Here is a 14,177-nt window from a genome sequence, read left to right as displayed (position 1 = left end):
CCAGGCAAACTGCATGCCGACAAGGCCGACGACATCGACCGTTGCCGCAACGCCCTGAAGCAGCGCGGCATCACTGCGTGGATTGCACGCAAGGGCATCGAACGCAACGACCGACTGGGCCAGCACCGCTGGGTCGTCGAGCGCACGCACGCTTGGTTTGCCGGCATGGGCAAGCTGCGTATCCGCTTCGAACGCCGCATCGATATCCACTTGGCGTTGCTCTCGCTCGCATGCTCCATCATCTGCTTACGCATGCTTCCTGGGTTTTGTTAGCCGCTCTAATTTTCGATGATGGATAATTGTTTTATGCGTTAAATCGCGCGAAGAATGCAGCCCCCACGCGTCGCATTGCTGTTGTCGTCGCCACTGCGCAGACGGCCTGCGTTGCTTGTCGACTTCTTTGGGAGAGGCTGCATGATCATCAAGACGCTCCAGGGCGCACTCGCGCTTGCACTGTCCGCTTGCGCCGCGGGCGCGATTGCCGGCCCGGTTGGCTACGGTGCGGCCACCACCGGCGGCGGCACCAAGACTCCAGTCAACGTGGCGACGTTCGAAGCGGTGCAGGCCGCCATCGACAACTATTCCGGTAGCGGCGGGCTGGTGCTCAACGACACCGGCCAGTTCGACTTCGGCACCATCAAGGACGTGTGCGCGCAATGGAAGCTGCCGGCCAAAACCGTGCAGATCAAGAACAAGAGCGATATCACCATCAAGGGCGCCAATGGCTCGTCGGCGAACTTCGGAGTGCGTGTGGTGGGCAATACGCACAACGTGATCATCCAGAACATGACCATCGGTTTGCTGCAAGGCGGCGAAGATGCCGATTCGATTTCGCTGGAAGGCAACTCCAGCGGCGAGCCGTCCAAGATCTGGATCGATCACAACACCATCTTCGCCTCGCTCACCAAGTGCTCCGGTGCAGGCGATGCCTCCTTCGACGGCGGCATCGACATGAAGAAGCGCGTGCACCACGTCACCGTGTCCTGCAACTATGTCTACAACTATCAAAAGGTCGCGCTCAACGGCTACAGCGACACCAAGAACTCGGCTGCGCGCACCACATATCACCACAACCGCTTCGAGAACGTGGAATCGCGCTTGCCATTGCAGCGCCGCGGCTTGAGCCACATCTACAACAACTACTTCAGCAATGTGTTCACCTCAGGCATCAATGTGCGCATGGGTGGGGTGGCGAAGATCGAGTCGAACTACTTCGAAAACATCAAGAACCCGGTGACTCGCGCGACAGCAGCGAGATCGGCTACTGGGACCTGATCAACAACTACGTTGGCAGCGGCATCACCTGGGGCACGCCGGACGGCAGCAAGCCCTACGCCAATGCCACCAACTGGGTGAGCTCCAAGGTGTTCCCGGAGTCGCTGGGCTACATCTATACCGTCACCCCCGCCGCACAGGTGAAGGCCAAGGTGATCGCCACGGCGGGCGCGGGCAAGAACCTGGCGGAGTGACCGGTAGCGCCTGGAGCAGCGAACAAGCTGTAGCGATCACTGGTCAGGTAGGCGTGGACGGCGCACGGTAAGCGCAGCGTTTTTGGGGGGGCACGCCGAGTGCGAGTGGCGGCCGTCGATCTTGAGGCTGCGCAGATGATTTCCCGTTGCGCTTGGCGGCATCAATGCGCGTCACCGGATTGTCCGGGGATGTGCTTTGCCCGTTTCCTGAAGACGACAGGTCATACGCGCGCTGCAAGGCCGACAGGTGGCAGCGTGCGCTGGCAGGTTGCCTGGCGTTGTCTGCCGCAAACCCAAGCGCAAGGACGCGATCGCGCGAGGTCGCCGCTCCTTCCCCGGGCTGGCGTCAAGAGGCGCGGCAGGCGCCGCGACGCGGTATCGTGTCGTGATTCCATCCATGCAAGTCTGTCCATGCCGCTTCCGACCGATCCCGTTGCTGAGACCGCTGCGCCCGCCGCGCCTGCATTGCGCCATGCGCTGGAGCCGCGGCAATTGATGATGATGGGCCTGGGCACGGCGATCGGCGCCGGGCTGTTTCTTGGTTCCGGTGTGGGCATTCACGCGGCCGGGCCGGCGGTGCTGATCTCGTATCTGATTGCCGGGGCGTTGGTCATCATTGTGATGAATGCGCTGGGCGAAATGGCGGCCGCCAAGCCGACCAGCGGCGCGTTTTCGGTCTACGCGGCCGACGCGATGGGGCCGACCGCTGGGGCGACGGTGGGCTGGCTGTGGTGGCTGCAGATCGTGGTGGTGATCGCGGCCGAAGCGGTAGGTGCAGCCGGGCTGCTGGCCACGGTCTGGCCGGCGTTGCCGGTGCCGTTGCTGGCGTTGTTGTTCATGGCCACGTTCACTGCGATCAATTTGCTCGGCGTGCGCAACTTCGGCGAGTTCGAATTCTGGTTCGCCATTCTGAAAGTGCTGGCGATCGTGGTGTTCCTGCTGATCGGCATGGCGTTGCTGGCGGGCTGGTTGCCCGGCGTGGCGTCGCCCGCGCTGTCCAATTTCACCCAGAACGGCGGCTTCGTGCCGAATGGTCTGGCCGGTGTCGGCTCGGCGTTGCTGGTGGTGGTGTTTGCCTTCGGCGGCACCGAAATCGTGGCGGTGGCCGCAGCGGAAACCGCCGACCCGGGACGTAGCCTGGCGCGCACCATCCGCACCGTGGCCTGGCGCATTCTGGTGTTCTATATCGGGTCGATCAGCGTGATCGTGGCGGTGGTGCCGTGGACCAGCGCCGCGCTCAGCTCGCCGTTCGCGGCCGTGCTGGACGTGGCACGCATTCCCGGTGCTGCCACGGCGATCACCCTGGTGGCGGTGGTGGCGCTGCTGTCGGCGCTCAACGCCAATCTGTACGGCGCCTCGCGGATGATCTTCTCGCTGGCCCAGCGCGGCGAAGCGCCGCGGCTGCTGGCCAGGACCAGTGGCGAGCAGGTGCCGCTGGTGGCGGTGATCGCCAGCGTGTTGTTCGGTTTCGCCGCTGCCGCGCTGGAGCTGTTGTATCCGAACAAGGTGTTGCCAATGCTGCTCAATATCGTCGGCTCCACCTGCCTGCTGGTGTGGACCATCTCGTTGGTGTCGCAGCTGATCTTGCGCGCCCGCGCGGACCGTGCCGGCCTTGCGTTGCCGTTCCGTATGCGCGGCTATCCGTTCTTGACGGTGCTGGCGCTGGTCATCCTGGCCGTGATCTTCGTGTTGTTGGCCTCTTCGGCGGATACGCGCGCGCAATTTCTCTCGATGGTCGCGCTGACCGCAGTCATCGCAGCGGTCAGCGAAGTTGCGCGACGCGTGCGTGCGCGGATGTGAGGGATTAGAGCGTGTCAGTGCGCGGGCGTGCTTGTCGGCTATAAGCAGTGGGCAGCGCTTAAGACGCGTGGGCAACCGGGAATTGCCCCCGTCATTGCTGGCGAGGTTATGTGTCCCGGTTTCGGCCTGACCACGGATCACGGCGTCGCGGCAGTGCGTCCGCAATCGCGCACGCACACTAGTCCACCTGTCCAGGAGCCGCTGCGGGTGCGCGCGCAGGACTAAGAGCGGCTAACAAAACTACTGCACAGCAGCCGGACGTGCGCGGCCGGTGCTCGGAATCGGCATGTACCACTTGAACACTGCTGTTCTGAGCGCGCCGTCCACACCCTCCTGACGACTGCTCGCTACGTTTTGTTAGCCGCTCTTAGCCGATATCGGCAGGCTCTTCGTCGCGGCATGCGACGTCGTCGGCATTCGCGGCCGCATCGTCTCCTAAAGCGTCCAGGACTCGTCGACCCCTGGTCAGATGACCACGGGTCCAACAACGAAAAAAACCGCCGCACCGATTGCATTGCGCAGCGAAACGAGAAATGCGTCAGCAGTCCTGCGTTTTCCTCTCGGGCCGGGCAATCGTCTTGGGGATCTGATGGTTCAGTTCGGTTATTCTCATCTGAACGCACATGCTCGACCCATCAGGGCGCTCGACGAGTATCGGCCGGATATTCGACGCAGGAAACGCGCGTTTATTGGGGACTTCTTCAGACGTCATTGCCGGGGTTCGCCCATGCATGCAGTTTCATCCGACAACGTGGCTGACGTGGCCCCGCCGCTCACGCTGGAAGCATTACATGCGTTGGCGTTTCCGGTCGATACGCATCTGGATTCGCTGTATCTGTCGCGCCTGGGCGGCTTCGATTTCTGGAAGGGCGATTGGAAAGCGCATCGGCGTTCTCCGATCCTCTGGTTGATGTCCAAGACCTCGCCGAGAGGTCGCAATCAACCGCTGATGTACCACGTGAGCGGACCGGACTTTCTCGCCGGTGGCTATGGCGGTGCCTGTTTCAGCGCCCACGCACTCTGGGAAAACCTCGTCGGCGTGCCTTTTCTCGATCCTTGGAAACACTGGGTGGAGCATCAGCGCTATGTCCAGGAGATGGTGGCGGCGAGTGGCGGGCGGATGCGGTTGGCACGCAGCGCCGCCGAGCTACGCGCGATTCGCGCATAGGGTCTGTGCTGCGCCATCCTGTCGTTGGAGGGTACGCACATGCTTGGACCACGCGGGGTCCGTAGCCAGGCGCTGCGGCTGGCGCGGCTGGACAGTGCGGCCAAGGCCGGCGCCGCCTACCTGACGCTCAACCATTTCAGCCATACCGACATCTCGCAGGCCGGCGATGCATCGCTCAATCCGTGGCGCGAGAAGAAAGGCGCGGGGCTTTCAGAGTTTGGCCGGCAGGTGGTGGAGCGCTGCATCGATGCCGGGCTTCTGGTGGATCTTTCGCATACCTCGACCCAAGGGATCCTTGATGCCTGCAGCATCTGCATCCGTCGCAAAGTGCCGGCCTTCGTCTCGCATGGCGCATCGGGCAGTGTCACGCGGGGTGTGGAAACGCGGCCGTCGCGTCACCTGGACCGGGCGCTCGACGACGCGGCGATCCGTGCCATCGTGCAGACCGGTGGCTGCATCAGCGTCATCCTGGCGCCGTACTTCTTGCAACATTCCTATCTGGCCGATGGCACGCCGAATATGGATGCCGATCTTGCCTTTGTCGTTGGCTATTACGAAGCGTTCGCCCGATAGATTGCCGCCATGGAGCTCGTCGAAGATCCGTGGAAACACTTGAGTTTCGGCAGCGATTTCGATGGCGGCATTTCCAGCTTGCCTACCGGGATGCGCAGCGGTACGGATCTGCCCAAGCTCACGCAGGCGATGATGGATGCCGGCTGGCCCACGCAACGCATCGTCGATGTGTATAGCGGCAACTTCCTGCGGATCTGGGAGCGGGTGCGGCCATAGCGTTTCGGCGACCTGGTTGGATGGCACGGGCATGGCGGGTTGCGTCGCTTGTCGGCATGCAATGACCGGCGCCCGCCATGTCGCAGTGACAGCGTTCGCGCCATTGGGCCACCTCAGTGCACTGCACTGCGTGTGATGCGACGCAATGTTACAAGGGCGGCAATTTGTCGCAGATGCGACGTCGTGTCGCATCGGGAACGGGCCCGACCGTCCCTATCATGATCACGTAGCGCAGCAGCGTGCGCGCGATCGCCCGATGCAGTGCATCCCGGCGATCGACCTGCGACCGGCACGCCGACGATCACTTTTTCCTGGAGGGTTCTCCATGGACGCACTGCTGTTATCGCGGATCCAGTTCGGGTTCGTCATCGCGTTCCACGTATTGTTTCCGGCATTCACCATCGGGCTTTCCAGTCTGCTGGCGTTTCTGGAATGGCGCTGGCTGCGCACCCGCCTGCCAGTCTGGCGCGAGCTGTATTTTTTCTGGCAGAAGATCTTTGCCGTGTCCTTCGGCATGGGCGTGGTCAGCGGCATCGTGATGGCCTTCCAGTTCGGTGCGAACTGGCCGGAGTTGAGCCGCGTGGCCGGTGGCGTGATCGGGCCATTGCTGAGCTATGAAGTGCTCACCGCGTTCTTCCTGGAAGCCAGTTTCCTGGGCGTGATGATGTTCGGCTGGGGGCGCATTTCCGAGCGCCTGCATTTCTTCGCCACCTGCATGGTGGCACTGGGCACGTTGTTTTCCACGTTCTGGATTCTGTCGTCCAACAGCTGGTTGCAGACCCCGGCCGGCTATGAGGTCATCGGTGGCGTGGTGCATCCGATGGACTGGTTGAAGATCATCTTCAACCCCTCGTTCCCGTACCGGCTTGCGCACATGGCGCTGGGCTCGTTCATCACCACCTGCTTCGTGGTGGGGGCGGTGGGCGCGTGGTATCTGCATCGTGGCGTGCACCGCCAGGCAGGGCTGCGCATGCTCAAGCTGGCCGTGGTGTTTGCCGCGATCGCCGTACCGCTGCAGATCGTCGTCGGCGACATGCACGGCTTGAACACGCTCAAGCATCAGCCGATGAAGATCGCTGCGATGGAAGCGCACTGGCATGCCGAAAAGCCGGGCGAGGGGTTCCCGCTGGTGGTGTTTGCGTTGCCCAACGCGCAGGCCGAGTGTAACGACTATGAGATGGCGATTCCGCGCCTAGGCAGCCTGATTCTGACCCACCGCCCGGATGGCAGCATCGCGCCGCTGACGTCGGTGCCGGCAAGCGAGCGCCCACCGGTGACGCCGGTGTTCTTCGCCTTCCGCATCATGGTGGGGATCGGCTCGTTGATGCTGCTCGTGGCCTGGGTGTCTGCGTTTGCGTTGTGGCGCGGCAAGCTGGTGCAGTGGCGCTGGTTGCTGGCGGTGTGGCGCTGGATGTTGCCGAGCGGCTTCATCGCGCTGATTTCGGGCTGGTTCGTCACCGAAATCGGCCGTCAGCCCTATGTGGTCTACGGCCTGTTGCGCACCGCCGGTGCGGTGGGCCCGCAGTCTGCGCTGATGACCGCCATCTCGCTGGCGGTGTATGTCGCCGGCTACGCGTTCGTGTTCGGCTGGGGCATCTGGTATCTGGTCAAGATCGGCAAGATCGGACCGACACCGCATGATGCGCCGCAGCTGGACCATGGCGAACACACGCCCGCACGGCCGCTGTCGGCGGCCGACGAATCGATCGACGTAGCTGCATGATGGAGATGACGAGCGTCTTGCCGGTAGCGTGGTTTGCGGTGATCGGTTTCGGGGTGCTGATGTACGTGGTGCTGGACGGCTTCGTGCTCGGCATTGGCATCCTGGCGCCGTTCCGCAAGGACGAAGCGCAGCTGGATCTGATGATGAATACCGCCGCGCCCATCTGGGACGGCAACGAAACCTGGTTGGTGCTGGGCGGGGCAGGGCTGCTGGCCGCATTCCCCAAGGCGTATGCGGTGATCTTGTCGGCGCTGTATCTGCCGGTGCTGTTGATGGTGATGGCGCTGGTGTTCCGCGGCGTTGCGTTCGAATTCCGCTTCAAGGCGCATCGCTCGCGGCGCTTGTGGAGTAACGCGTTTGCCGCCGGTTCGATCCTGGCCACCTTCGCGCAGGGCGTGATCCTGGGTGCGCTGGTGCAGGGTCTGCCGATCGAGAACGACCGCTATGTTGGCGGCATCTGGGGCTGGTTCAGCCCGTTCGCGATGCTGACCGGCGCCGCCTTGGTGTTCGGCTATGCGCTGCTCGGCAGTACCTGGCTGATTCTCAAGACGGAAGGCCATGTGCAGCAGTTGGCGCGGCAGTTGAGCCGACCGTTGACCATCAGCGTGTTGATCTTCATCGGCCTGGTCAGCGCCTGGTTGCCTTCGCTGCAGTCGCATGTGATGGAGCGTTGGTTCAGTGGCACGCACTATCTGTGGCTGATGCCGGTGCCGCTGCTGGTCGCCATCGCGGGGGTTGCGCTATGGCGTGCGAGCGAGGCCGCGCGCTCGGATGCGCTGCCATTCCTGCTGGCGATGGGCCTGTTCGTGCTGGGCTTTTTGGGCTTGGTGCTGGGCATGTGGCCGTATCTGGTGCCGCCGGTCTACACCATCTGGCAGGCCGCCGCGCCGCCGTCTTCGCAGCTGTTCGCGATGGTGGGGCTGGTCATGTTGCTGCCACTGATCCTGGGCTACACGGTATGGTCGTACCGCGTCTTCCGCGGCAAGATCACCGCTGACAACGGCTATCACCCCTGATGCGCATTGGCCGAGCCATGCCGGCACGCGAGCGCGGTGCCCGCGTGGCGCTGCACACCGTCAGCGCAGGCGCTGCTTGAACATCCATTCCCACATCGCCGGGTCCGCATAGGTTGCGTCCCAGGCATTGTGGTTGCCTTGCGGATATTCGCTGTAACGCACATTGGCGCCGACGCCCTTGGCGGCACGGTAGATCGCACGGTCGTCGTGCGGCGGCACCGAATCGTCCTTGGCGCCATGGAACATCCAGATCGGCACGTGCTTGAGTTGCGTCACTGCCGCGGTGTACGGGTCCGCTTCCTTCGCCACCAGGCTCACGTACAAGGTGCGGCGCTCATCGCGCGGTGCCTTGAGCGCGCCGCAGATCGGCACGATGGCCGCAAACCGCTGCGGCTGCATCAGCCCGATTTCCCAGGCGCCATAGCCGCCCATCGAAATGCCGGTGAGGTAGGTGCGCTGCGGGTCGGCACCGAACTCGGCGCTGGCCGCATCCAGCGTCGCGATCGCCATGCGCGCGTTGACACCCATCCACTCTTCGTCATCTGGCACTTGCGGCAGGACGACAAGTGCGGGGAAGTCGGCGGTGTGTTCGCTCAAGTAAGGGCCCACGCCGACTTCGGCCTGGTCGCGCCCGTTATCGCCGCGCTCGCCCGAGCCATGCAGGAACAGCACGATGGGCCGCGGCTGCGGCACCTTGGACGCGGGCACGAACACCTGATAGCGGTACAGGCGCCCTTCCAGTTTCAGGGTGCGGGTGACGAAGTGGCCGCGGCGTTGGTCGTGGTAGCGCTCAGCCATGCTGGAACAGCCGGCCAGCAGCAGCGCAAAGGCAATGACAACAAGACAACGACGAATCACGCAGCTCTCCCGACCGATCACATGGGTGCAGTATTACCGCATGCCGGTGCGCTGGCGTGTCGAGGCGAGGCAATTCCTGTCGAATATTCATCTGCTTGTCGTCATCGCATGCCTGCTGCCGGGCTCACTACAACGCCGGGCACCGCAGGTCAGGGCAGCAGGATCAACGTGGCTAGGCCCAGGAAGCTCAAAAAGCCCATTACGTCGGTCAAGGTGGTCAGGATCACGCCACCGGCCAATGCCGGATCGAAGCCCAACCGTTTCAGCGTCACCGGCACCAGCACTCCGCCGAAGGCGGCCGTGAGCATGTTCACCGTCAATGCGGTACCGATCACCAGCGAGAGCATCGGTTGCCGGAACCAGGCCAGCACGATCAGGCCAAGCCCGATGCCCAGGCACAGCCCGTTGATCAGTGCGACAGTGAGCTCTTTCTTGAGCAAGGTCATCACGTTGGATGAGCCGATCTGGCCCAGTGCCAGGCCGCGCACCATCAGGGCCAGCACCTGGGTGCCTGCATTGCCGCCCATGCCGGCCACGATCGGCATCAGCGCCGCAAGCGCCACCAGTTTTTCGATGGTGCCTTCGAACCTGCTGACCACGCTGGACGCCAGAAATGCGGTGCATAGATTGATGCTCAGCCAGATCAGGCGGCGCCGGAATGCGCGCCGTGCCGGGCTGAACATGTCTTCGTCTTCGTCCAGACCGGCCGCGCTCATGGCTTGGTGCTCGGCCTGCTCGCGGATGATGTCGACCACGTCGTCGATGGTGATGCGGCCGAGCAGGATGTTGTTGTCGTCCACCACCGGCGCGGAGATCCAGTCGTGGTCGGAGAAGCGCCGCGCCACCTCGTCGGACCCATCGCCGACATCGATGGCCGGTTGCTCGTCGTCGATCAGCCGGTTGACCGGCGTGCTGTCTTCGTGGGTGACCAGCGCCGCCAGCGGCACGCGGCCCAGGTATTGGTGGCGCCGGCTCACCACGTACAGGTGATCGGTGTGGTCGGGCAGTTCGCCGCGCAGGCGCAGATAGCGCAGCACCACGTCCACATTGACGTCGGCGCGCACGGTGACCACGTCCGGGTTCATCAGGCGCCCCGCGGTGTCTTCCGGATACGACAGCACCTGCTCGAGCCGCTCGCGGTTTTCGCGGTCCATCGACTTGAGCACTTCATCGATGACGGTGTCGGGCAGGTCTTCGACCAGGTTGGCCAGATCGTCGATGTCCAGGTCTTCGACCGCAGCCACGATCTCGTCCGGGTCCATGTCGGCCAGCAGGCTTTCGCGCACTTCGTCGCCGACGTGCAGCAGCACCTCGCCATCGTCTTCCGGATCGACCAGCCCCCACACCACCTCGCGCTTGCCCGGTGGCAACGATTCGAGCAGGTTGCCGATTTCCGCCGGTGCCAGCGTATTGACCAACCGGCGTACCGGCCCCAGGCGTCCGCTATCCAGCGCGTCGGACAGCAGGCGTAGCTGGCGCGCGGTTTTGTCGTGGCGGACGGCTTCGGCCATGCGGCTTCCCGGAAGAGTGGACGCGCCGTCAGTGGAAGACGCGGTGCTGGGTCAGCAAGCCATTATCGCTTGCGCATGGTGACGAAACATACAGGCGCGTGCCGGACGCGTGCGGATTGCCGAAGTGATGCCGGATGCGCCTTGAATTGGTGAGTCTATTGCGCGGGAGTCCGCCGCATCGGACGAACGACGTGAGGCGTGCGCAAGCTGCTACGCGTGGCCAACTCTCCGTATCGCTGCGTGTGCGGGGGCGGAGTTGCCTGAATTACGTCGACACGCAAAGCGGTTCCGGCTTGAATGGACTGTTAGGGCTTACCTCAGCAGCACGTATAGCAACAGCATCACAGCCGTAATCAGCATCACGCGGTCAACCCTTTGGGCAGTCTGTTGCTGTCGCAATAGGGTAAAGAGGATGTCTTGCCGCCGCTCGATGCGGTATGAGCGAAAATGGACTTGGTTGACGGTTGCCATGATGCGCTGATCGTCGGTCCAGCCATCCTCGGGTGGCACCTCATTGTCGCTTTTGAGCTTGAGCTTGTAATCGATCTCGTTGAGCTCGGCCCACTGGTCCCATGGTGATTTTTGAGTTGTCATGAAGTCCCCTGTGAGCCCTAACAGTCGCCTGTGGCGTTAACGCAACACGGCCTGCGCATTGCAGGCCAGCCACTTCTCGATGCCCTTGCGATCGCGGGCGCGCAGCAATTTTTCGCCGTGCACGCGCAACTCGCCCAGATGGGTGTCGCGCACCGCGCGGCGCACTTCCAGCAGGGTGGCCGGATGCAGGCTGAACTCGGTGAGCCCCAGCGCCAGCAGCATCGGCACGAAGCGCGGATTGCCGGCGATTTCGCCGCACACCGCGACCGGCTTGCCGTAGGTGCGTCCGGTGGCGATGACCTTTGCGATCAAGCGCAGTACCGCCGGATGCAGGGGCGAATACAGCTCGCCCAACGCCTCGTTGTTGCGATCCACCGCCAGCAGGTACTGCACCAGGTCGTTGGTGCCGATGGACAGGAAATCGGTATCGTCGATGAAGCAGTCCAGCGCCAATGCGGCGGCCGGCACTTCGATCATCGCACCCAACGGAATGTGCTCGGCGATCTCGTGGCCTTCCTCGCGCAGCTGCGCGGTGAGCTTCTTCAACTGCTTGCGCAGCTGCAGGATTTCTTCGCGGCCGCTGACCATCGGCACCAGGATGCGCACCAGTCCGTAGCCGGACGCACGCAGGATCGCGCGCAATTGCGCCTGTGCCACTGCCGGCCGCGCCAGCGACAGGCGCACCCCGCGCAGGCCCAGCGCCGGGTTGTCCTCATCGCTCAAGGTCAGGCCGGTGCGGTCGGCCTTGTCGGCGCCAAGGTCCAGGGTGCGGATGGTGACCGGGCGGCCGCTCATGCCCAGCACGGTGTCGCGGTAGGTGTGGAACTGTTCGTCTTCGTCCGGCAGTTCGTTGCGCTGCAGGAACAGGAATTCGGTGCGGTACAAGCCCAGGCCGCTGGCGCCGAGCGCATGCGCGTTGGCCACGTCTTCCAGCGATTCGGCGTTGGCCAGCAGGGTGATATCGACGTTGTCGCGCGTGCGCGTGGGCTTGGAGCGCAGCCGGCCCAGCTCGCGTTGTTCCTTGGCCAGCGCGCGCAGGCGCTCACGGTAGTCGCGCAGATGTTCGGGCTTGGGGTCGACGATCACCTGGCCCGAGCCGGCATCGACAATCAACACATCGCCATCTTCGATGCGCTGCAGCGCGTCGCTGACGCCCACCACCAACGGCAGATGCAGGCTGCGCGCCAGGATCGCGCTGTGCGACAGCGTGCTGCCGGCGGTGGTGACGATGCCGACCACGCCTTGTGCCTGCAGCTGCGCCAGCTCGGAAGGTGCCACGTTGTCGCACACCAGGATCTCGCCGGCCACACCCTTGAGGTCGGGTGCGCGTTTGTGCAAGAACGCATGGATGCGGCCGATCACGTGATCCAGGTCGTCCATGCGGCTCTTGAGATACGCATCCTCCATCCCGTCGAACACCGCCGCCAGGCGGTCGCGCTGTACGCGCAAGGCATAGTCGGCGCTGTAACGGTGGGTGCGGATCAGCTCATCCAGGCCTTGCAGCAGCTCGGGGTCGTCGAGCAGCAATGCATGCAGCTCGAGAAATTCGCCGACCTCGCGCGCCAGTGCGCCGTGCAGGCGGTCGCCGCGCAGCTGCTGCATCTCGACCCGAGCCGACGCGATGGCTGCATGCAGGCGCTGCAGCTGCGTTTCCACCTGATTGGCGGGCACGCGTTGTTCGGCCACTTCCAGGGTATGGCTCTGGCGCACGCGTGCGCGGCCAAGCGCATTGCCGCGTGCAGCGCCATGTCCGCGCAGGCGCAGGCTCATGCGCGTCGCTGGCGCAGCGGCGCCGTGTCGGTCGCAACGGCACCGACGCCGCGCATGCTCAGCTGTCCTCGTCGAAACGGCGCTCGAACAGGTCCACTAGCGCCTGCAAGGCCTCGGCTTCGTCTTCGCCATCCAGCCGCACCACCACGCTGGTGCCCTGGCCTGCGGCCAGCAACATCACGCCCATGATGCTCTTGGCATTCACCTCGCGGCCCTTGGCCGCCAGGGTGGCGTTGCTGCGATACGACGACAGCGTCTGCACCAGCTTGGCGGTGGCCCGCGCATGCAGTCCGAGTCGGTTTGAAACTATGAGTTCGCGTTCAAGCATCGTCGATGATCGCTCCGTTGCGGGTACCGGCCGCCGCAGTGGCGGGCAGCTCCTGCAGTCCTTGTTCGGGGTAGTTCATCACGCGCAGCAGCATCGGCAGGCTAAGTGCCGACACCCGGCGAACCGGTGTGCCCAGCTTGGCCAGACGGTTGGCGAGATTGCTGGGGCTGGCGCCGTAGAGGTCGGTCATGACCAGCACGCCGTCGCCGCTGTCGACCCGGCGCATCGCCGACGACGCCTGGGGCAGCAACGCGTCCAGGTCTGCATCGAACGGCACGTCGAATGCTTCGGTCTTCAACGGCAACTGCCGCAACAGCCCCTTCGCCACGTTCAACAACGCTGCGCCGATACCGGGATGAGTAATGAGGAGAATGCCACAGGCCATGCCGAAACGTTAACAGGTCAGCATGACTGCGCGATAGCGTCTGCCCGCACAGATGCGTTGCGAACTGAATAGCCGTTTAGGAGCGCTGCTGCGACGCGGCTGCACGGGTACCGCCAGCGCGTCGCGGCCTGCGGCATTGCTCCGTGACACGCGCAGCGTCAGCAATGTGGCCAAGCGCACAAGCAAACGCTGCTGTTGGCGCGGCGACGTGCGGTGCGGCGCAGTCATGCAGTCCGGCACGCCGCCGCCGCATTCGTCGTGCAGCGTTACGCGGCGCGTTGAACAAAAAACGGCAAGCGGCTTTCAGGATGTCGCTGCTTCAGTCGCGTTAGGGAACCTCTGAACAACGCGCCAAAAAAGCGCGACACTATCGTTTCGGAGTGAGGATTCATCCATGCAGCTGACGTTCGGTGACGCCGAGGACCTGGGCAAGCGCAAACAGACCCGTCGCGAGATCTTCCTGGCCGAGATGGAGCAGGTCGTTCCGTGGCAGCAGTTGCTTGCCCTGATCGCGCCGCACTATCCAGTGTCGGGGCGGCCCGGTCGGCAGCCGTACGCACTGGCGACGATGTTGCGGATTCATCTGTTGCAGCAGTGGTATGCGTTGAGCGATCCAGCGATGGAAGAAGCGCTGCACGAGATCCCAACCCTGCGGCGGTTTGCCCAGCTCGGTGGCTTGGACAATGTTCCGGACGAGACCACGATTCTCAACTTTCGGCGCTTGCTGGAGACCCATGGGCTTGCCGCACGGATGCTGGAAGCGGGC

General features: G+C 63.8%; 10 protein-coding genes, 1 other RNA gene and 3 pseudogenes. 8 read left to right on the top strand and 6 right to left on the bottom strand.

What is annotated here, in order from left to right; all coding sequences use genetic code 11:
* The 7 genes and pseudogenes from XAXN_RS06770 to cydB all read left to right on the top strand — a co-directional run.
* A partial coding sequence (locus tag XAXN_RS06770; protein WP_054318983.1) for a transposase occupies nt 1–273 on the top strand: 273 nt, incomplete at its 5' end.
* A 141-nt stretch (nt 274–414) separates the two neighbouring features.
* Nucleotides 415–1,469 (top strand): annotated as a pseudogene (locus tag XAXN_RS06765) (pectate lyase family protein).
* A 411-nt stretch (nt 1,470–1,880) separates the two neighbouring features.
* The gene (locus XAXN_RS06760) at nt 1,881–3,269 is read left to right on the top strand and encodes an amino acid permease (protein WP_054318982.1); all 1,389 of its coding nucleotides are present in this window, start codon (nt 1,881–1,883) and stop codon (nt 3,267–3,269) included.
* Nucleotides 3,270–3,555: 286 nt separating this feature from the next.
* A non-coding RNA gene (locus XAXN_RS20795) (sX9 sRNA) lies at nt 3,556–3,632 on the top strand.
* 364 nt (nt 3,633–3,996) lie between these two features.
* Nucleotides 3,997–5,226, top strand: a pseudogene (locus XAXN_RS06755) (dipeptidase).
* 325 nt (nt 5,227–5,551) lie between these two features.
* On the top strand, nt 5,552–6,949 hold the full coding sequence (locus XAXN_RS06750; RefSeq protein ID WP_054318981.1) for a cytochrome ubiquinol oxidase subunit I: 1,398 nt from the start codon (nt 5,552–5,554) through the stop codon (nt 6,947–6,949).
* Complete coding sequence (cydB, locus tag XAXN_RS06745; RefSeq protein ID WP_054318980.1) at nt 6,949–7,965, top strand: cytochrome d ubiquinol oxidase subunit II; 1,017 nt, start codon at nt 6,949–6,951, stop codon at nt 7,963–7,965. Before XAXN_RS06750 ends, cydB begins: the two co-directional genes overlap by 1 nt.
* 60 nt (nt 7,966–8,025) lie before the next feature.
* Here the strand turns inward: cydB and XAXN_RS06740 are convergent, their stop codons facing one another.
* The 6 genes and pseudogenes from XAXN_RS06740 to XAXN_RS06715 all read right to left on the bottom strand — a co-directional run bounded on the left by XAXN_RS06740 (nt 8,026) and on the right by XAXN_RS06715 (nt 13,411).
* On the bottom strand, nt 8,026–8,763 hold the full coding sequence (locus tag XAXN_RS06740) for a carboxylesterase family protein (protein WP_241148098.1): 738 nt from the start codon (nt 8,761–8,763) through the stop codon (nt 8,026–8,028).
* A 209-nt stretch (nt 8,764–8,972) separates the two neighbouring features.
* Nucleotides 8,973–10,334, bottom strand: a complete 1,362-nt coding sequence (gene mgtE / locus XAXN_RS06735; RefSeq protein ID WP_003487859.1) for a magnesium transporter — start codon at nt 10,332–10,334, stop codon at nt 8,973–8,975.
* Nucleotides 10,335–10,646: 312 nt separating this feature from the next.
* Nucleotides 10,647–10,992 (bottom strand): annotated as a pseudogene (locus XAXN_RS06730) (hypothetical protein).
* Nucleotides 10,965–12,698: a phosphoenolpyruvate--protein phosphotransferase gene (gene ptsP, locus XAXN_RS06725; protein WP_054318977.1), complete on the bottom strand. Its 1,734-nt coding sequence runs from the start codon at nt 12,696–12,698 to the stop codon at nt 10,965–10,967. Before ptsP ends, XAXN_RS06730 begins: the two are co-directional and overlap by 28 nt.
* Before the next feature lie 58 nt (nt 12,699–12,756).
* Nucleotides 12,757–13,026 carry an HPr family phosphocarrier protein gene (locus XAXN_RS06720; RefSeq protein WP_005913389.1) on the bottom strand — a complete coding sequence of 90 codons (270 nt, stop codon included), beginning with the start codon at nt 13,024–13,026 and terminating at the stop codon, nt 12,757–12,759.
* The gene (locus XAXN_RS06715) at nt 13,019–13,411 is read right to left on the bottom strand and encodes a PTS sugar transporter subunit IIA (protein ID WP_054318976.1); all 393 of its coding nucleotides are present in this window, start codon (nt 13,409–13,411) and stop codon (nt 13,019–13,021) included. Before XAXN_RS06715 ends, XAXN_RS06720 begins: the two co-directional genes overlap by 8 nt.
* 394 nt (nt 13,412–13,805) lie before the next feature.
* Between XAXN_RS06715 and XAXN_RS06705 the strand changes: the two genes are divergently transcribed.
* On the top strand, nt 13,806–14,177 hold a 372-nt coding region (locus tag XAXN_RS06705; RefSeq protein WP_134984845.1), incomplete at its 3' end, for a transposase.

It is taken from the genome of Xanthomonas axonopodis, assembly GCF_001304695.1.
Classification (GTDB): domain Bacteria; phylum Pseudomonadota; class Gammaproteobacteria; order Xanthomonadales; family Xanthomonadaceae; genus Xanthomonas; species Xanthomonas axonopodis.
The sequence above is the reverse complement of the archived record's forward strand: the minus strand, read 5'-3'. Positions and strand labels throughout refer to the sequence as shown.